Source organism: Aquamicrobium sp. LC103, assembly GCF_001014615.2.
Taxonomy (GTDB): Bacteria; Pseudomonadota; Alphaproteobacteria; order Rhizobiales; family Rhizobiaceae; genus LBCQ02.
The window spans coordinates 486,482-504,526 of the sequence record NZ_LBCQ02000001.1 but is presented as its reverse complement, the minus strand read 5'-3'; the positions used below and the strand labels follow the sequence as shown (position 1 = coordinate 504,526).

Genomic DNA, 18,045 nt, shown 5'->3' with positions numbered 1-18,045 from the left:
CGGCCGCCCAGGGAACGGATGGGGTGACGGCGCGTTAGAAATCGACTTCGGGCGGGCGGTGTCATGGGCTAGGGGTCACGCGGCATGCAGGAAATCCTGGACGATATCGGCCATTCGACCTGGCTGCCCTTCGGCGTCATCGCGGCGCGGCTGATGCTCGCCGCCGTGCTTGCCGCGATCGTCGGCTTCGAGCGCGAATGGCGCAACCATCCGGCCGGTTTGAGAACGCACATATTGGTGTCGCTTGCCGCCGCCACTTTCGCCGTCCTCGGCATCGAGATCGTGCACAGCACGCAGTTCGACGAAAATTCGGCCCGCCTCGACCCGATCCGGCTGATCGAGGCGGTCACGGCCGGCGTCGCCTTCCTCGCCGCGGGAACGATCATCTTCGCGAGAGGCAAGGTCCAGGGCCTGACGACGGGAGCCGGAATGTGGCTCGCCGGATCGATCGGGCTCTCCAGCGGGCTCGGCTTCTGGCAGATCGCCGCCTTCGTCACCCTGCTCGCGGTTGTGGTGCTCGGGCTGATGCACCAGCTCGAAAAGCTTCTCGCAAGACGGAACGGGGCCGAGGCGCGTCCCAATGAAAGCCGCGGGCGCTGAGCCGGGCCGGCCGATTGCCGGAGCGGCAAAAGGCTGGTATGAGCACTCCCATGGAAGAACTCTTCGGAAATCCGGCCTATAAGAGGTTCGTGCTGCAGGACCACAAGCGCCTGCCGTCGCGTTTCTTTGCCTGGATTTCGGGCGCACTGCTTGCCCGCGCGGGCTGATTTCGCCGCTTTTCCGGTCCCGGCCGGCAATCCTTCCTATCCCTGACGCATCGACGGATGTAAGAAAATGAACGCACCGCGTACCCTCTACGACAAGATTTTCGACGACCATGTGGTCGACCGGCAGGACGACGGTACCTGCCTGCTCTATATCGACCGTCACCTCGTGCACGAGGTGACGAGCCCGCAGGCCTTCGAGGGGCTGCGCATGTCGGGCCGCAAGGTCCGCCAGCCCGAGAAGACGCTTGCCGTCGTCGATCACAACGTGCCGACCTCGCCCGACCGCAAGAACGGCATCAAGAACGAGGAAAGCCGCATCCAGGTCGAGGCGTTGGCCAAGAACGCAGCCGATTTCGGCGTCGAGTATTATTCGGAGAACGACGTCCGCCAGGGCATCGTCCACATCGTCGGACCGGAACAGGGCTTCACCCTGCCTGGAATGACGATCGTGTGCGGCGACAGCCACACCTCCACCCACGGGGCCTTCGGCGCGCTCGCCCATGGCATCGGCACGTCCGAGGTCGAGCATGTGCTCGCCACCCAGACGCTGATCCAGAAGAAGGCCAAGAACATGCTGGTGCGCGTCGACGGCCAGCTTCCTCCCGGCGTCACCGCCAAGGACATCGTGCTCGCCATCATCGGCGAGATCGGCACGGCCGGCGGCACCGGCTACGTCATCGAATATGCCGGCGAGGCGATCCGCGCGCTGTCGATGGAAGGCCGCATGACGATCTGCAACATGTCGATCGAGGGTGGCGCCCGCGCCGGCCTGATCGCGCCGGACGAGACGACCTTCGCCTATGTGAAGGACAAGCCGCGAGCGCCGAAGGGCAAGGCCTGGGACATGGCGCTCGACTATTGGAAGACGCTGCACACCGACGAGGGCGCGCATTTCGACAAGGTCGTGGTGCTCGACGCGGCCTCGCTGCCGCCGATCGTCACCTGGGGTTCCTCGCCCGAGGACGTCGCCTCGGTCACCGGCGCCGTTCCCGATCCGGAAGAGATCGCCGACGAGAACAAGCGCAACTCCAAGAAACGCGCGCTCGAATATATGGGCCTCACCCCCGGCACGAAGATCACAGACATCGAGATCGATCGCGTCTTCATCGGCTCCTGCACCAACGGCCGCATCGAGGATCTCCGAGCCGTCGCCAAGGTGGTCGAGGGCAAGACCGTCAATCCGCGCGTCGATGCGATGATCGTTCCGGGCTCGGGGCTGGTCAAGGAGCAGGCGGAGGCCGAGGGTCTCGACAAGATCTTCATCGCCGCGGGCTTCGATTGGCGCGAGCCGGGCTGCTCCATGTGCCTCGCCATGAACGACGACCGGCTGAAGCCGGGCGAGCGCTGCGCCTCGACCTCGAACCGCAACTTCGAGGGTCGCCAGGGCTTCAAGGGTCGCACCCATCTGGTCTCTCCGGCAATGGCGGCGGCGGCGGCGATCGCCGGCCATTTCGTCGACATCCGCGACTGGAATTGAACCGGATGGTCCGGCGCCGGGCGGCGATCGCCCTTCGGCGTCGGACCTTTTGATTTCTAGGTTTTCATTTAACTGCTTGTTGTTCCTTCAGGTCTAAGCTCGCCGTCTCGATAGGTGTGGGCACGGGCGATTTGGACAAAAGCGTTTTCATAGCGCTGATCAATCCCGGCATGTCGCTGGTCTTTTCGGCGGCATTCTTCGTGCTTTGGAAACAGCAACGCCATCGTCGCTACATCGCCATCCTCTGCGTCGGCTTCGTCGCTCTGGCCTTTGCATTTCTCATGCAGTATTTCGCCGTCCCGTTCGGCGCCTCGGTGGCGCGGTTTTGCTCCAACACGCTCTTCGTGCTGGCCAGCATAACGCTGAGCGTCGGCTGCCTGGAGCGGTACAGGCGCAAGCCGCCCTATCGCGCGCTCTTCCTCATCGCCTTGCCCGCGCTGGCGATGTTCTCGTGGTTTCTCTATGTCGACCCGGACATCACCTGGCGCATCTACATCGTCAATTTCGCCTTCGGCGGCATCTGCCTCGTTCTGGCGGCCGAGATACGCGCGGTCGCGAACAGGAAGCCGATCGACAATCTCCTGATCGGGGTGATCGCCTTCTGGGCGCTTACCTTCTTCCCCAGGCCGCTGATCACCACCTGGCTCGAGCCGTCCTATCTGAGCTACGAACATTTCTATGAATCGCTCTACTGGATCACGCTGACGTCCTCGGCCGCGCTCTTCCTGCTTACCTTCGCCCTGTCCCTCGTCACCGCCATCGCCATCGATCTTCTCGACGAGCTGCGCCGGGAATCGCTGACGGATCCGCTTTCCGGCCTGCTCAACCGCCGCGGCTTCGAGGAAGGTGCGCTGGAGGCGATTTCCCATGCGCGGCGCAAGCACATGCCGGTCGCGCTGGTCGCCTGCGATCTCGATCACTTCAAGTCGATCAACGACACCTATGGCCATGCATGCGGGGACAAGGTGATCGCCACCTTCGCCGAATGCATCCGCGCGACGCTCAGGAACCAGCATCTCGTCGGCCGTGTCGGCGGCGAGGAGTTCGCGATTCTCATGTCCGGAGCCAATGTCAGCACGGCGCGCCTCTTTTCCGAGGGCGTGCGCGCCGCCTTCGCGACGCTTTCCATCCCCGGCCTGCCGCCGGATCTGCGCTTCACCGCGAGCTTCGGCGTGGCCGAACTGATGGCAACGGAGAACCTGGCGCATCTCTCCGCCCGCGCCGACCGGGCGCTCTACGAAGCCAAGAAGGCCGGTCGCGACCGGGTGCGCGTCAGCGCTGGCGAGCTTTCCGGCGGGCAGTCCGCGCCCGAGGCCGAGGTTGAGGCCGACAGGGCGTGACACTTCCGGCGGGCCTTGCCAAAACGCGATCATGTTAACCTGTTCTTTGGCGAGTTCGGCGACATTGCCCCTGGGGTAATGCTGGGGAACCGTCCATGAGCGGCGCGAGTGTCGTGGTCATCATAAACCTGCTCATCGCGGGTCTGTTCTGCGCCTTCTTCGTCGTGATCGCGCTCTATGACAGGCACTACGCCTCGGCGCGCTGGTTCGCCGCCGCCTATGCCTTCGGCATGGTGAACGTCGCCGGCGAATTCCTGCTCCCCGCGATGACCGAGGTGCGGATGCCCGCGCTCGTCGCCTATCTGGCCTTCCTTTCCGCGCTGACGGTCCTCAATGTCGGTATCGCTCGAAGATATGCGGTTCGGGTGCCGGGCTACCTCATGGCCGGCGCCTACGTCGCCTCGGTGGCCGTCGCCATGGTCACGCAGGACATGCCGCGCGAATCCGTACTGCGCATGTTCCTCTATCAGGCTCCCTATTTCGTAATGCAGGCGATCGGCGCATGGATCGTCCTCAAGGCCGGCACGCGCCGCACGCTCGACTATGCGCTCGCCGGCTTCCTGCTCTTCAGCGCCGTGCACTTCCTGTCGAAGCCCGCCCTTGCCACGCTCGTCGGCGGCATCGGCGCCGACCCGCAATCCTATCTCGGCACGACCTACGCGCTCATCTCGCAGTCGATGGGAACGGTGCTCGCGGTCGCCACCGCGCTGCTGTTGATGACGATGCTGATGATCGACATCTTGCGGGACGTCACCGCGAGATCGGAAACCGATCCCCTGTCGGGCGTACTCAACCGGCGCGGCTTCGAGGAGCGTCTGGAGAAGATGGTCGCGAGGAGCGCCGTCGGTGTGCCGATGACGCTGGTGATCTGCGATCTCGACCATTTCAAGTCGGTCAACGACACGTTCGGCCATGCCGCCGGCGACCGGCTGATCGCCGTCTTCGCCTCCATACTGAAGGAGGCGTCGACGGACCATCACCTGATCGGGCGGATCGGCGGCGAGGAATTCGCCGCCCTTCTGCCGGGCAGCCATCTTGCCGCTGGCAGGCTTTTCGCCGAGAGCGCGCGCTCCGTCTTCGGCCAGCTTCGCATGGAGGGCCTGCCTGCGAGGAAGCGCTTCAGCGCGAGCTTCGGCGTGGCGGAACTTCAGCCGGGCGAGTCCGCTTCCGCCCTCCTCGCGAGAGCGGACGCCGCGCTTTATGAAGCGAAGCGCGCGGGGCGCGATTGCGTGAGGACTTCGCTGATCCCGCTGGAGACCGACCGCCGCAGAGCCTCTAGCGGCCAGCCACCTCCGGCATGGTGACCAGGCGGTATCTCCGCATCTCCTCGGACGACAGGAAATAGAGCCATTGCGGCGGCGTATCGAGCGCGTGCAGCCAAAGCGCCGGATCGACGCCCATCTCCGCCAGATAGCGGGAAATGCGCGCCGTCGTCATCTGGGCGTCCGACATCGCCTGCGCCGAGCTCGTGGCCGCCATGTCCGCATAGAACTGGTGCAGTCCGATCCGCGACCCGGCGCCGACGCTGCGCGCCACTCCGCCGGCGAGCGCCAGCGGACAGGAGGACGCGCAGATCGCCCCGTCGGCGACACGCGTGTCGATGCCGCGCTCGCGTATCAATCTTGCAATCGCCATGGCGTCGTCGAGGGAGCCGCCGGGCGAATCGAAGGCGATCGCCCTCACCTGCCCGCCCCGCGCCTGAAGCTCCGCGTCGAGCCGCCCCGCCGCGCCGGGACCGATGCTGCCCCGGGCGGCAAGCACGCCTGCGGCCGCAAGCTCGAAGCGCATCGGCTGGAAAAACTCTCCGTTCGCCGTGGCGGGCTGGAGAAAGGAGGCCGGCAGCGGCTCCCCGGCACGCAGACCCAGCGGCGGTGCCGCTTCATGGACGGCCGTTTCGATCGCCGCCGCCGGATTTCCCCGGTCGGGAACCATTCCCGCCTCGATCGCCAGCGCCGCGGCGACGCCGAGAAGCGCGCCACGCGCCGCCCATCGCATCGTTCCGTTTCGGTCGAAGCGCCTGAGATAACGTGTCGCGCCGGCCGCCGGTCCGCCCCGGCGGATGCCCATAGGCGCGCTCGCGGACATGGACGTCGTCACCTGCAGATGCCTGTCGGTACGGGAACCACGTTCCTCGGCAGACCGTACATGTAGCTTCGGCCATGCAGCACGACCGGATAGCGGCTGCAGCGCAGACGGCGTTGCGGGGGCGGCGCGTCATAAAGCAGGATTTCCGGCTCGTGATAGGAACCGGTCAGGTTGTAGCTTTCCGCGGCATAGCCCTTGCCGACGAGGATGCGCTTGTATCCCGCCGAGCTGTAGACCACGAGATTGCCGAACGAATCGGCGTGGACCTGATCCTCGTAGAGGCTTCCGGCATTCGCCATGCCGATTGCGGAGATTGTGAGCGCCAGGGCCGCGAGGCCCGCGCGGAATTCGGCTTTTCTGGTCAGGCGCATCCTGTCGGCTCCATGAACGAGTTCGGCGCGGCCTCCTTCCCCTCAAAATTAACCTTTTCTTAACCCTTGTCACCGGCCAGACGCCGAAAGTCGGGACGCAATTGACAAACATGGTTAATTTCGCGGAAGACAGGGCTTCGAACATGAGGAACGAGCCATGGCCGAGCAGCACGACGTCGAAATAGCATTGCTGCGCCTCAAGGACGCGCACGACCTGGCGCCGCTTCTCGCCGCCTATGCCCAGGCGCTCAAGCGCGGTGCGCCGCGGCGTCCGGACGAATTCTACGCCGAGGGCCTCCTCCAGGATCGCACCGCCGAGGTGATGGGCGCGCGCCTCGACGGCGAGCTCGTCGGCTTCACCATCTTCACCGACCTCCCGGATCCCGTCACCGGCCTGCGCTGCGGTCAGGTCGACCATGTCTATGTGCATCACGACCATCGCAAGAAAGGCATTGCCAAGGCGCTGGTCGACCTGCTTGCCGACCAGGCCGAGGATCGCGGCTGGTCCCGGCTGGTGCTCAATGCGCCGCGGCAGCCGGAGGACGGGCGCAAGCTCTACGAGCAGATCGCCGTGCCTGCCGACTGGACCAGCTTCATGATCCGCTTCGACGCGGCGAAGTGACCCTCTGCCACCTGCCGTTGCGCAACGTGATCGTTTGCGGGTTGAATTTTCATGCCCGAAGCGGCTACCTCTTCGCGCCATGACATCGAATCGAACAACGACGTCGCTCGCGGCGCGTCTGACCCTGGCGATCGCGTCTGTCCTCGTCGTTGCGGGATGCGTCGCCGACAGCGAGGAGAAATCCACGCAGGAAATAGCTCAGTCGCAGCCCCGCTATGCCACCTACCATTGCGGCGACAGCGGCGACATGTCGATCGAGAACCGCACCAATTCGGTGACGATCGTCGATGTCGAGGGCGACAATATCAGCCTGCCCGCATCGCCTCCCACCCAGAACAACCGCTATGGCGAGGGAGGCTACGCGCTGGTTCTCGAAGGTCCGGAAGCGCTGTGGATGAAGGCCGGGCGGGAGCCGCTCAACTGCAAGCGCTGAATCGCGCGGGCGAAGAAATTCGACAAGTGATTCGCCCTTGAGGATCGCAGCGCGGCGCCCTGCCGGCGCTTCAATCGATTGAACGCGCGGCCGGTTTCCCCTCCATTTACATTTTCCGCCTAAGCCATCGGTTCCAAGCGGTTTTCCGGCTTTGACGCGGTGCAAAAAGCGCATTAGAAAGCCGGCAGCCAAGAGGTCGCAATCCAGGCGGGCATTGCAGCATCGCAGCCGCTCCGGAGCCCGCGACCGCCAGATTGGGGGAGCCATGAGCAAATCCGCAGCCACCCGCGCCAGACCACTTTCGCCGCACCTTCAGGTCTACCGGCTGATTCCAACCATGCTGATGTCGATCGTGCATCGCATAACCGGCGGCGCGCTTTATTTCGGCACCCTGCTGGTGGCCGCGTGGCTGATCGCGGCCGCGACGTCCGAGAGCTGGTTCGCCGCCGTCAGCGCCGTCTACGGTTCGTGGTTCGGCCGGCTCGTCCTGTTCGGCTACACCTGGGCGCTGATCCATCACATGCTGGGCGGCATCCGTCATCTGATCTGGGACACCGGCGTGGGACTGGAGAAACACACCGCCACCCGCTTCGCCCAGGCTTCGATCGTGGCATCGGTGGCGCTGACGATCCTGCTCTGGGTCGTCTTCTATCTCGCGAGAGGAGCCTGATCATGGCGGATTTCCGTACCCCGCTTCGCCGTGTACGCGGCCTCGGCTCCGCGAAGGACGGCACCCAGCATTTCTGGCGCCAGCGCCTCACCGCGGTTTCCAACCTCTTCCTCGTCCTGTTCTTCGTCGGCCTGATCATCTCGCTCAGCGGCGCCGGCTATGCCGAGGTCCGCGCGACGCTGGGCAGCCCGTTCGTGGCGCTGCTGCTCGGCCTGATGCTGCTTTCGGCGCTCTATCACATGAAGCTCGGCATGCAGGTGATCATCGAGGACTACATTCATGACGAGCTCTTCAAGGTCGTCCTCTTGATGCTCAACACCTTCTTTCCCCTCATCGTCGGCGCGGCTTCGATCTTCGCGCTGCTCAAGATCGCATTCGGAGGCTGAGGCGTGGCCAAGGCAGAAACGAGAATGAACCAGCCCAAGCCGGGAGCCTCGACCGGCGCCTATCGCTATGTCGACCACAAGTTCGACGTGGTCGTGGTGGGAGCCGGCGGCGCCGGCCTGCGCGCCACGCTCGGCATGGCCGAGCAGGGCTTGAAAACGGCCTGCATCACCAAGGTCTTCCCCACCCGCTCGCACACCGTTGCGGCGCAGGGCGGCATCGCCGCCTCGCTCCAGAACATGGGCCCGGACAGCTGGCAGTGGCACCTCTACGACACCGTCAAGGGTTCCGACTGGCTCGGCGACGTCGACGCGATGGAATATCTGGCGCGCGAGGCGCCGGCCGCCGTCTACGAGCTCGAGCACTACGGCGTGCCGTTCTCGCGCACCGAGGAAGGCAAGATCTATCAGCGGCCCTTCGGCGGCCACATGCAGAATTTCGGCGACGGCCCGCCCGTGCAGCGCACCTGCGCGGCGGCCGACCGCACCGGCCACGCCATCCTGCACACGCTCTACGGCCAGTCGGTCAAGAACAACGCGCAGTTCTTCATCGAATATTTCGCGCTCGACCTGATCATGACCGACGGGGTCTGCACCGGCGTCGTGGCCTGGAACCTCGACGACGGCACCATCCACCGCTTCGCCGCCAAGATGGTGGTGCTCGCCACCGGCGGCTACGGGCGTTCCTACTTCTCCGCGACCTCCGCCCACACCTGCACCGGCGACGGCAACGGCATGGTGGCCCGCGCGGGCCTGCCGCTCCAGGACATGGAGTTCGTGCAGTTCCATCCGACCGGCATCTACGGCGCGGGCTGCCTGATCACCGAGGGCGCTCGCGGCGAAGGCGGCTATCTGGTCAATTCCGAGGGCGAGCGCTTCATGGAGCGCTACGCGCCGTCGGCCAAGGACCTCGCCTCCCGCGACGTCGTCTCGCGCTGCATGACGATGGAGATCCGCGAGGGCCGCGGCGTCGGCAAGGCGAAGGACCACATCTTCCTGCATCTCGACCATCTCGATCCGGCCGTCCTGCATGAGCGCCTGCCCGGCATTTCGGAGAGCGCCAAGATCTTCGCGGGCGTCGACGTGACCCGCGAGCCGATCCCGGTGCTACCGACGGTCCACTACAATATGGGCGGCATCCCGACCAACTATTGGGGCGAGGTGCTCAACCCGACCAAGGACCAGCCGGACCGCATCCAGCCGGGTCTGATGGCGGTCGGCGAGGCGGGCTGCGCTTCCGTGCACGGCGCCAACCGCCTCGGCTCCAACTCGCTGATCGATCTCGTCGTGTTCGGCCGCGCCGCCGCGATCCGCGCCGGCCAGGTCATCGACCGCGAAGGTCCGATCCCGGCGATCAACGAAACCGCCGTCGACAGGATCATGGAACGCTTCGACCGCATCCGCCACGCCAACGGCTCCAAGCCCACCGCGGAGCTTCGCGAGAAGATGCAGCGCGCCATGCAGGAGGACGCCGCCGTCTTCCGCACGCAGGAAACGCTCGAGCAGGGCTGCCGCCGCATCTCCGAGATCTGGAGCGAGCTTCCCGACATCAAGGTCCACGACCGCTCGATGATCTGGAACTCGGATCTGGTGGAGACGCTGGAGTTGGAAAACCTGATGGCCTGCGCCATCACCACCGTCTACGGCGCCGAGGCGCGCAAGGAGAGCCGCGGCGCGCATGCGCGCGAGGACTTCGCCTCGCGCGACGACGTCAACTGGCGCGTCCACACGCTTTCCTGGGTGGACGAGGCGGGCAAGGTCACGCTCGACTACCGCCCCGTCCACACCGAAACCATGCTGTCCTATGACGAAGGCGGCATCGACCCGGCAAAGATCGCGCCCAAGGCGCGGGTCTACTGATCGTAAGGGACGAACATGGTCGAACTCACCCTTCCCAAGAACTCGCGCATCAATGCCGGCAAGACCTGGCCGAAGCCGGACGGCGCCACCAATCTGCGCGAGTACAAGATCTACCGCTGGTCGCCGGACGACGACGAGAACCCGCGGGTCGACACCTACTATGTCGACATGGACGATTGCGGGCCGATGGTCCTCGACGCCCTTCTGTGGATCAAGAACAAGGTCGATCCGACGCTGACGCTGCGCCGGTCCTGCCGCGAGGGCATCTGCGGCTCCTGCGCGATGAACATCGACGGCACCAACACGCTCGCCTGCACCAAGGGTGCCGACGACATTTCCGGCGCGGTCAAGGTCTATCCGCTGCCGCATATGCCGGTGGTGAAGGACCTGGTTCCGGATCTCACCGTGCCCTACGCGCAGCTGTCCTCGATCCAGCCCTGGCTGCAGACCGTATCGCCGGAGCCGGCCAAGGAATGGCGGCAGAGCCACGAGGACCGCGCCAAGCTCGACGGCCTCTACGAGTGCATCCTGTGCTTCTGCTGCCAGACCTCGTGCCCGAGCTACTGGTGGAACGGCGAGCGCTATCTCGGCCCCGCCGTGCTCCTGCAGGCCTATCGCTGGCTGATCGACAGCCGCGACGAAGCCACCGGCGAGCGGCTGGACAATCTGGAAGACCCGTTCCGGCTCTATCGCTGCCACACCATCATGAACTGCACGCAGGCCTGCCCGAAGGGCCTGAACCCCGCCAAGGCGATCGCCGAGATCAAGAAGATGATGGTGGAACGCCGCGTATAGCGGATGATCCCCGAAAAGCGGGAACCCGAATTGGAAGGCGCCGGCCTCGTGCCGGCGCTTTGCGTTCTACCAGAGCGACCTCTGGTAGGCCTTGTCGAGCGAATCGTCGAGCTGGGCGGCACTTTCCGAAAGCGCGAGCTGGTCGCGCAGGATCTCGCCGAGCGTCGGCAGCTTCGAGCGGTCGGGCCAGGTCTCCGGCTTCCACAGCTCCGAGCGCATGAAGGCCTTGGCGCAATGCATGTAGCAGGCCTTCACCGTGACGACGAGGACGCTGAGCGGCAGGCGTCCGTCGATCTCGAACTTCGCGCGCAGGCCTTCGTCCACCGTCAGCCGGGCGTCGCCATTGACGCGCAGCGTCTCGTTCATGCCCGGTATGAGGAAGAGCAGGCCGACGGCCGGATTTGCGATGATGTTCTCCCAGGTGTCGAGCCGGTTGTTGCCGGGCCGGTCGGGAATGGCGAGCGTATTGTCGTCGAGCACCGCCACGAAACCCGGCTTGTCGCCTTTCGGCGTCACATCGGCGTTGCCCGCCCCATCGGACGAGCCGATGAGCACGAAGGGGCTGCGCGCGATGAAGGAGCGGCTGTGGCCGTCGAGCAGCCGAAGCTCCTTGCGCACCGCGCCATCGCCCGGCTGCTTGTAGTGCGAGCGCAGCGCCTCGCGCGTGGTGATGAATTCCATTCTTCCCCTCTTATTTTGCGCTCTTCTCCTCCAGCGAATGGCGCATGATCAGCGGCATCTGACTGAAGGTGAAGACGAGCGTGATCGGCATGATGCCCCAGACCTTGAAGGCGACCCAGGCATCGGTCGAGAAGTTACGCCAAACGACCTCGTTGACTAGGGCCAGGAAGATGAAGAACACGCCCCAGCGGAAGGTCAACTTGCGCCAGCCTTCGGCGTCGAGCTTGAAGGCGGAATCGAAGACATAGCCGAGCAGCGCCTTGCCGAACACGAGCCCGCCGAGAAGCACCGTGCCGAACAGCGTGTTGACGATCGTCGGCTTCATCTTGATGAAGACGTCGTCCTGCAGCCACAACGTCAGCGCGCCGAAGACGAAGACCACCGCGCCGGAGACGAGCGGCATCATCGGCAATGTGCGGGTGAGCAGCCATGATGCGGCCAGCGCGATCGCGGTGGCGATCATGAAGAGCCCGGTGGCAACGAAGATCGGGCCGCCGAATTCGCCGAGCACCGGCCACTTCTCGACCAGCCATTCGCCGCGCGAATTGGCGAAGAAGAAGACGAGCAGCGGCCCGAGCTCGAGCGCGAGCTTGAGGAGGGGATTGATCTCCTCCTTCTTCTTCGGATCGGAAGGGTCGCGTTCGAGGATGCGATTGCTCATCAGGAAACTCCCGCGATCGCCTTGGCGAAATCGCTTGCGGAAAAGGGTTCGAGATCGTCGACCTGCTCGCCGACGCCGATGAAATAGACCGGCAGCTTATGTTTGGCGGCGATTGCGACCAAAATACCGCCGCGCGCCGTTCCGTCGAGCTTGGTCATGACGAGACCGTTCACGCCGGCGACGTTGCGGAATATCTCGACCTGGTTGAGCGCGTTCTGACCGGTGGTCGCGTCGACGGTCTGGAGCACGGTGTGCGGCGCCTCCGGATCGTGCTTGCCGAGCACGCGCACGATCTTCTCCAGCTCGGCCATCAGTTCGGCCTTGTTCTGCAGGCGTCCGGCCGTGTCGATGATGAGGACGTCGGAGCCCGCTTCCTTGGCCTTCTGCCAGGCATCCCAGGCGAGCCCCGCCGCATCGGCGCCGAGCTTCGAGGCGATCACCGGCGAACCGGTTCGCTCGCCCCAGATCTTGAGCTGCTCGATCGCCGCGGCGCGAAACGTGTCGCCGGCGGCAAGCGTCACCGAAAGCCCGCCCTCGGTGAGCTTGGCGGCAAGCTTGCCGATCGTCGTCGTCTTGCCCGTGCCGTTGACGCCGACGACGAGAACGACATGCGGCTTATGCGACAGGTCGAGCTCCAGCGGCAATGCGACGGGCGCCAGCACCTTCTCGACCTCCTCGGCCATGACCGTGCGCACCTCCGTGTCGGAAATGTCGCGGCCGAAGCGGCCGGAAGCGAGCGAGTCCGTGATGCGGATCGCGGTCTCCATGCCGAGATCGGCCCGGATCAGCACGTCCTCGAGGTCCTGCAGCGTGTCCTCGTCCAGCTTCCGCTTGGTGAAGACCCCGGAAATATTGTCGCGAAGCTCGCGCGACGACCGCGAAAGGCCCTCGCGCAGGCGCTGGAACCACGGCACCCGCGGCGTCGGCGCCGATACGGCGGGCTCCGGCTCCGCCTTGCGCTCCACCGCCTTTGAAACGGTCACCTTGGCGGCCGGATTTGGCTTTTCCGCGACCGGAGGAGGCGGAACGACTTCCGGCGCGGGCTGCGTGGGAGCCGACGATACCTCCGACGGAAGCACTTCCGGCAGAGTTTCGGCTTTTGGAGGGGTTTGCGGTTCCGGCCGCGGCGTTTCGGGCTCGGCCGGCGTCGGTACTTCCAGCGGCGGTTCGACGGGCTTCACCGGCTCCGCATCCGGAACCTCGTGCGCCGGTTCGGGAACCTCGATAGGCACCTCCGGCACCGGGCGCGGTGCTGGCGCGGGTTCTGGTTCGGTCGGCACCTCGGCGGGAACTGCCGGTTCGGACGGAACCTCCACCGGCTTCTCGTCCGGCTTCACTGGTTCGATGGGCGGTACCGGCTCGGGTTGCGGCGCGGGCGGCTCCTCGACGGGTATTTCCACCGGCGGTTCCGGCTCCGGCTCGGGAGCAGGCGGTTCGACGGGCGCTTCCGGCGGAGCTGTGGGCTCCTCGGCCGGCGCGGGCTTCGGTTCCTCGGAAACCGGTGCGGGCGAAGGTGCGTCCACCGCCGGCTCGGCCTCCGTTTCCGAACGGCGCAGGAATTCCGGAATCTGTGGTCTCGTGGGTGCTTCCGTCGGCGATGGCTCCTCGGGCGGCGAGGATGCCTGCTCATCCGGCGTCCCTGCGACCGGCGTCGGCTCCGCCTTCTCCACCGGTTCTTCCGGATGGCGCAGGAATTCCGGCACCGGGGACTGGACGGGGGCCTCCGCCGCCTGCTGCTCCACCGGCTGAACGGGCTGCTCGGCAGGAGCTTCCTCGACCTCCTTCCTTCCGAAGGAGAAGATTTTCTTGATGAATCCCAAAGCCATGCGAAGTCTCTCAGGCGGCCCGAACGGCAAGCGTCGCCGCTTCGAGCTTTTCTCCGTCATTGCCGGCGATGCGCGCCTCCACGATCTCGCCCGGCCGGCCCGTGTCGATCGCGGCCAGCGTGAAGCCTTCCGTGCGGCCGATGCCTTCGCGCTCGATCAATATGCGCTGGCTGGTGCCCGAAAGCGCTGCGAGATGGCTCCGGTATGCCGCCTCGCCCGCGCCGCGCAGGCGCGCCGCACGTTCCTTCACGACCCGGCGGGCAATCTGCGGCATGCGCGCCGCCGGCGTGCCCTCGCGCGGGCTGAACGGAAAGACGTGCAGATGGGTCAGGCCGCATTCCTCGACGATGCGCAGGGAATTCTCGAACATCGCGTCGGTCTCGGTCGGGAAGCCGGCGATGATGTCGGCGCCGAAGACGATGTCGGGCCTGACCGCGCGCACCTCCTCGCAGAAGCGGATCGAATCGTCGCGCAGATGACGGCGCTTCATCCGCTTCAGGATCATGTCGTCGCCGGCCTGCAGCGAGAGGTGCAGATGCGGCATCAGCCGCGCCTCGGTCGCCAGCGCCTGCATCAGGTCCGCGTCGGCCTCGATGGAATCGATCGAGGAGGGGCGCAGCCGGGCAAGGTCCGGAACCTGGCGCAAAATGGTGGAGACCAGCCTGCCGAGCCTCGGCGCGCCGGGCAGGTCGGCGCCGTAGCTGGTCAGGTCGACGCCGGTCAGCACCACTTCCGCATAGCCGTTGCCGACCAGTCGCTTGACCTGCTCGACCACCGCGCCCATCGGCACCGAGCGCGAATTTCCGCGTCCGTAGGGAATGATGCAGAAGGTGCAGCGATGGTCGCAGCCGTTCTGCACCTGCACGAAGGCGCGCGCCCTGCCCTCGATCGCGTCGACCATGTGCGAGGCGGTTTCCGTCACCGACATGATGTCGTTGACGCGCGCCTTCTCCATGTCGTTCACGCCGAAATCGGGCAACGCCCGGTAGTTGTGGGCCTTCAGCTTCTCCTCGTTGCCGAGCACGAGATCGACCTCGCCCATGCCGGCGAAACCCTGCGGGTCGGTCTGCGCCGCGCAGCCGGTGACGATGATGCGGGCCTCGGGATTTTCGCGACGCGCCTTGCGGATCGCCTGCTTCGCCTGCCGGACCGCCTCGGCGGTCACCGCGCAGGTGTTGACGACGATCGCGCCGCCCTTCAGCCCCGACAGGCCCGCGCTTTCCGCCTCGCGGCGGATGACTTCGGATTCATAGGCATTGAGACGGCAGCCGAAGGTGACGACGTCCACCCCCATCACGCCGCCCCCTTCTCGTCGCGCATCCACGCGCCGGAGGCAGGATCGAAGGCGCCGGAGAACTCGAATTCCGCCGGGCCGGTCAGGACGACATGGTCGTCCTCGCGCCACTCGACCTCGAGCACGCCTCCCGGCACGGTCAGCGTGACCTTGCGGCCGGTGCGCCCGGTGCGCGCGCCGCTGACCGCGGCCGCGCAGGCGGCCGAGCCGCAGGCAAGCGTAAGGCCCGCGCCGCGTTCCCAGGTGCGGATGGTCATGGCGTCGGGCGCGGTCACCTGCGCGATCGTGATGTTGGCGCGTTCGGGAAAGATCGGATGATTTTCCAAAAGCGGCCCGAAACGGTCCAGCTCGTAGGACCAGACGTCGCGGTCCACCCAGAAGATCGCGTGCGGGTTGCCCATCGACACGACTGAAGGCGAATGCAGCACCGGGTCGTCGATCGGGCCGATCTGCAGCTCGATCGCGCGGGTGTCGCGGAATTCCTCCGCCAGCGGAATGTCCCGCCAGCCGAAGCGTGGCGTGCCGAGGTCGACCGAGATCAGCCCGTTCTCGTGAACATGCGCGCTAAGGATGCCGGCGATCGTTTCGAAGGTGAAACGCAACTGTCCGCTCTCCGCCGAAAGCGTCTGCACGACGCAGCGCATGCCGTTGCCGCAGGCCTGTGCCATCGATCCGTCGGAGTTCAGGATCTCGATATAATTGGCGGTGCCCGGCGTGCGGGGATCATGGATCGCCATGATCTGGTCGAACCTGGTGGCCGGATCGGCGTTGAGCGCGATCGCCGCGGCCGGCGAAACACGGTCCGCGCGACCGCGCATGTCGGCGACGATGATCTCGTTGCCGGCCCCGTTCATTCGTGCAAAAGGCGTCGTCCTGCTCATTCCGGCCTATATGGCGGAAATGACGGCGAATTACCAGAGAGAAGGGTCCGCCGCCACGGCCACGGACCTTTCACGAAGCCGTTTCGGCAGGCTCAGCCTTTGCGGGTGGATTCGAACAGGAACCAGACGCGACGCTCGGCCTCGTCGATGAAGTTTTCCAGAAGGCTCGCGGTCGCGACGTCGTTTTCCTCGTCGCAGACGTCATGCGCGCCGCGCATGCTTGCGATCAGCGCTTCATTGTCGTCGCGCAGCTCGCTCAGCATGTCCTGCGGCGATACGAAATCGGCGTCGTTGTCGTCGATGCGCTGGAGCCGCGCGACATGGCCGATCGAGCGTATCGTCGTTCCCCCGAGCTTGCGGGCCCTTTCGGCCAGGACGTCGACCATCGCGAAAATCTGCTCGGCCTGCTCGTCGAGCAACAGATGGTAGTCGCGGAAATGCGGACCACTGACATGCCAGTGGAAATTCTTGGTCTTCAGATAGAGCGCGAAGACGTCTGCGAGCAGCGCATTGAGCGCGCCGGTGATGTCGCGGCGCGCATTGTCGCCGAGACCGGTGGGCGTCGTTAACGGGGCCTTGCGGCGGCTCTTGGCGGTGCTGGTGGCCGGCATGGAGGACCTCCCTCGATTGATGGATCAACCTCTGAAAATGCGCACGGCGGCACTCCGTTCCCTGCCATCAATCGGAAGTTGCCGCGCAAGCTTCGTTTCCAGTGGTTTCCGGCACGTCCCACGACTCGCCCGGCTGCAGCGGGCGGAAGCGTTCACGCGCTATCCCCCGGGCATCCAGCGCCTCGAAAAGCTTCTCGCGCGGCTCGTCTATCGGCTCGTTGGTGAGATGGAAGGTGCCCCAATGATGCCCGGCGGCGAAAGCCGCCCTTGCCAGCAACATGCCCTCCACCGCCTCCTCCGGGTTCTGGTGCTGCGCCTCCATGAACCATCGCGGCTCATAGGCGCCGACCGGCAGGAGCGCGAGGCGGAAGCCGCCATGCTTTTCGGCCGCCTTGCGGTAGTTGATGCCCTCGTGAAAGCCGGTGTCGCCGACATGATAGATGCTGCCCGCGGGCGTGACGAGCGCGAAGGAGGCCCACAGCGCCATGCGGCGGTCCCCCACCCCGCGCGCCGACCAGTGATGCGTCGGCTCGGCATGGATCGTGATGCCGTCCGCCTCCAGGGCCTGCCCCCAGTCGAGCGCCTCCATGCGCGCGCCGGGCACGGCTCTCGCGATGATCGCGTCGTTGCCGAGAGCGGTAACGATCAGCGGATCGTGATCGCGCGCCAGCCGGGCGAGAGTCGCCACGTCGAGATGGTCGTAGTGGTTGTGGGTGACCAGAACGAGGTCGATCCTCGGCAGATCCTCGAAGGCGACGCCCGGCGCGTTCACGCGCTTCGGGCCCGCGAAGGCGAAGGGAGAGGCGCGCTGCGACCAGACCGGATCGGTGAGGATGTTCACGCCCGCCAGCTGAATGAGGAGCGTCGCATGGCCGATCATCGTGACCCGAAGCCCTTTTCCCTCCACGCGCGCGTCGGGCTTTGCCTGCGGAAACGGGCTCGGCCAGGTCGCGGGCCAGGGCACCCTGCCCCCGCCGAACTGCCAGCGCAGGAAATCCGCAAGCCCGCGCGGTGCCCGGCCACCGGGATTGAAGAAGACGTTGCCGTCGAAATGATCGCCGACAGGGCCCTGATAGTAGCGGTTGCCGGATTTCCTTCGCCAGATCATTCGGGACCGATCGTTTTCGCGCGGTTGCGCCTGTCAGCGGCTGCAACATAGTGATGATGACGCAGGCTTCAAGCAAACGCTTCGCGAATGCCGCGTCGGCGCGCCCGCTGGCTGGCTACCGGTGCGGATAGCGGACCCGAAGATTGAATTCGGAAGCTTCGGAAACCGTAATTTAACCAT

At 65.7% G+C, this 18,045-nt stretch carries 19 protein-coding genes; 10 read left to right on the top strand and 9 right to left on the bottom strand.

All coding sequences use genetic code 11. From position 1 onward, the window contains the following. Positions 1–84: 84 nt before the first annotated feature. The 4 genes from XW59_RS02455 (at position 85) to XW59_RS02435 (ending at position 4,888) form a co-directional block, all read left to right on the top strand. Positions 85–600: an MgtC/SapB family protein gene (locus XW59_RS02455; protein ID WP_047145504.1), complete on the top strand. Its 516-nt coding sequence runs from the start codon at positions 85–87 to the stop codon at positions 598–600. Positions 601–834: 234 nt separating this feature from the next. Further along, complete coding sequence (leuC, locus tag XW59_RS02445) at positions 835–2,244, top strand: 3-isopropylmalate dehydratase large subunit (RefSeq protein WP_047145503.1); 1,410 nt, start codon at positions 835–837, stop codon at positions 2,242–2,244. A gap of 131 nt (positions 2,245–2,375) precedes the next feature. Then, positions 2,376–3,584, top strand: a complete 1,209-nt coding sequence (locus tag XW59_RS02440) for a GGDEF domain-containing protein (RefSeq protein WP_136068184.1) — start codon at positions 2,376–2,378, stop codon at positions 3,582–3,584. Between the two features lie 95 nt (positions 3,585–3,679). Next, entirely contained in the window at positions 3,680–4,888 is a 1,209-nt protein-coding gene (locus XW59_RS02435) for a GGDEF domain-containing protein (RefSeq protein ID WP_047145502.1), read from the top strand. Here the strand turns inward: XW59_RS02435 and XW59_RS02430 are convergent. Together XW59_RS02430 and XW59_RS02425 are read right to left on the bottom strand one after the other, a co-directional pair. Next, positions 4,860–5,669, bottom strand: coding sequence for a hypothetical protein (locus XW59_RS02430; RefSeq protein ID WP_047145501.1), 810 nt, complete (start codon positions 5,667–5,669; stop codon positions 4,860–4,862). The two genes, XW59_RS02435 and XW59_RS02430, sit on opposite strands and share 29 nt — an antisense overlap. Positions 5,670–5,677: 8 nt before the next feature. Continuing rightward, positions 5,678–6,040 carry a hypothetical protein gene (locus XW59_RS02425; RefSeq protein WP_047145500.1) on the bottom strand — a complete coding sequence of 121 codons (363 nt, stop codon included), beginning with the start codon at positions 6,038–6,040 and terminating at the stop codon, positions 5,678–5,680. 157 nt (positions 6,041–6,197) lie between these two features. Between XW59_RS02425 and XW59_RS02420 the strand changes: the two genes are divergently transcribed. From XW59_RS02420 to XW59_RS02395, 6 genes are all read left to right on the top strand, one after another. Continuing rightward, on the top strand, positions 6,198–6,662 hold the full coding sequence (locus XW59_RS02420) for a GNAT family N-acetyltransferase (protein WP_047145499.1): 465 nt from the start codon (positions 6,198–6,200) through the stop codon (positions 6,660–6,662). 79 nt (positions 6,663–6,741) lie between these two features. Continuing rightward, entirely contained in the window at positions 6,742–7,095 is a 354-nt protein-coding gene (locus XW59_RS02415) for a hypothetical protein (RefSeq protein WP_052958135.1), read from the top strand. A gap of 265 nt (positions 7,096–7,360) precedes the next feature. Next, positions 7,361–7,765 carry a succinate dehydrogenase, cytochrome b556 subunit gene (gene sdhC, locus XW59_RS02410; RefSeq protein ID WP_047145498.1) on the top strand — a complete coding sequence of 135 codons (405 nt, stop codon included), beginning with the start codon at positions 7,361–7,363 and terminating at the stop codon, positions 7,763–7,765. A gap of 2 nt (positions 7,766–7,767) precedes the next feature. Then, positions 7,768–8,151 (top strand): succinate dehydrogenase, hydrophobic membrane anchor protein, encoded by a 384-nt coding sequence (sdhD, locus tag XW59_RS02405; protein ID WP_047145497.1) that lies wholly within the window; start codon positions 7,768–7,770, stop codon positions 8,149–8,151. A gap of 24 nt (positions 8,152–8,175) precedes the next feature. Beyond that, positions 8,176–10,008: a succinate dehydrogenase flavoprotein subunit gene (gene sdhA, locus XW59_RS02400; RefSeq protein ID WP_047145496.1), complete on the top strand. Its 1,833-nt coding sequence runs from the start codon at positions 8,176–8,178 to the stop codon at positions 10,006–10,008. Positions 10,009–10,023: 15 nt separating this feature from the next. Beyond that, positions 10,024–10,803, top strand: coding sequence for a succinate dehydrogenase iron-sulfur subunit (locus tag XW59_RS02395; protein ID WP_047145495.1), 780 nt, complete (start codon positions 10,024–10,026; stop codon positions 10,801–10,803). A 66-nt stretch (positions 10,804–10,869) separates the two neighbouring features. Here XW59_RS02395 and XW59_RS02390 read toward each other — a convergent pair whose 3' ends face one another. From XW59_RS02390 to XW59_RS02360, 7 genes are all read right to left on the bottom strand, one after another. After that, positions 10,870–11,484 (bottom strand): pyridoxamine 5'-phosphate oxidase family protein, encoded by a 615-nt coding sequence (locus XW59_RS02390; protein ID WP_047145494.1) that lies wholly within the window; start codon positions 11,482–11,484, stop codon positions 10,870–10,872. Positions 11,485–11,494: 10 nt separating this feature from the next. Continuing rightward, a complete protein-coding gene (locus tag XW59_RS02385; protein ID WP_047145493.1) occupies positions 11,495–12,145 on the bottom strand; it encodes a septation protein A in 651 nt (216 codons plus the stop codon). After that, on the bottom strand, positions 12,145–13,971 hold the full coding sequence (gene ftsY, locus XW59_RS02380; protein ID WP_170990091.1) for a signal recognition particle-docking protein FtsY: 1,827 nt from the start codon (positions 13,969–13,971) through the stop codon (positions 12,145–12,147). Before ftsY ends, XW59_RS02385 begins: the two co-directional genes overlap by 1 nt. A gap of 10 nt (positions 13,972–13,981) precedes the next feature. Beyond that, entirely contained in the window at positions 13,982–15,265 is a 1,284-nt protein-coding gene (gene mtaB / locus XW59_RS02375; RefSeq protein WP_047145491.1) for a tRNA (N(6)-L-threonylcarbamoyladenosine(37)-C(2))-methylthiotransferase MtaB, read from the bottom strand. Beyond that, positions 15,265–16,146, bottom strand: a complete 882-nt coding sequence (gene dapF, locus XW59_RS02370; protein WP_047145490.1) for a diaminopimelate epimerase — start codon at positions 16,144–16,146, stop codon at positions 15,265–15,267. Before dapF ends, mtaB begins: the two co-directional genes overlap by 1 nt. Positions 16,147–16,238: 92 nt before the next feature. Continuing rightward, positions 16,239–16,757 (bottom strand): DNA starvation/stationary phase protection protein, encoded by a 519-nt coding sequence (locus XW59_RS02365; protein ID WP_047145489.1) that lies wholly within the window; start codon positions 16,755–16,757, stop codon positions 16,239–16,241. Between the two features lie 67 nt (positions 16,758–16,824). After that, a complete protein-coding gene (locus XW59_RS02360) occupies positions 16,825–17,865 on the bottom strand; it encodes an MBL fold metallo-hydrolase (protein WP_047145488.1) in 1,041 nt (346 codons plus the stop codon). Between the last annotated feature and the right edge of the window lie 180 nt (positions 17,866–18,045).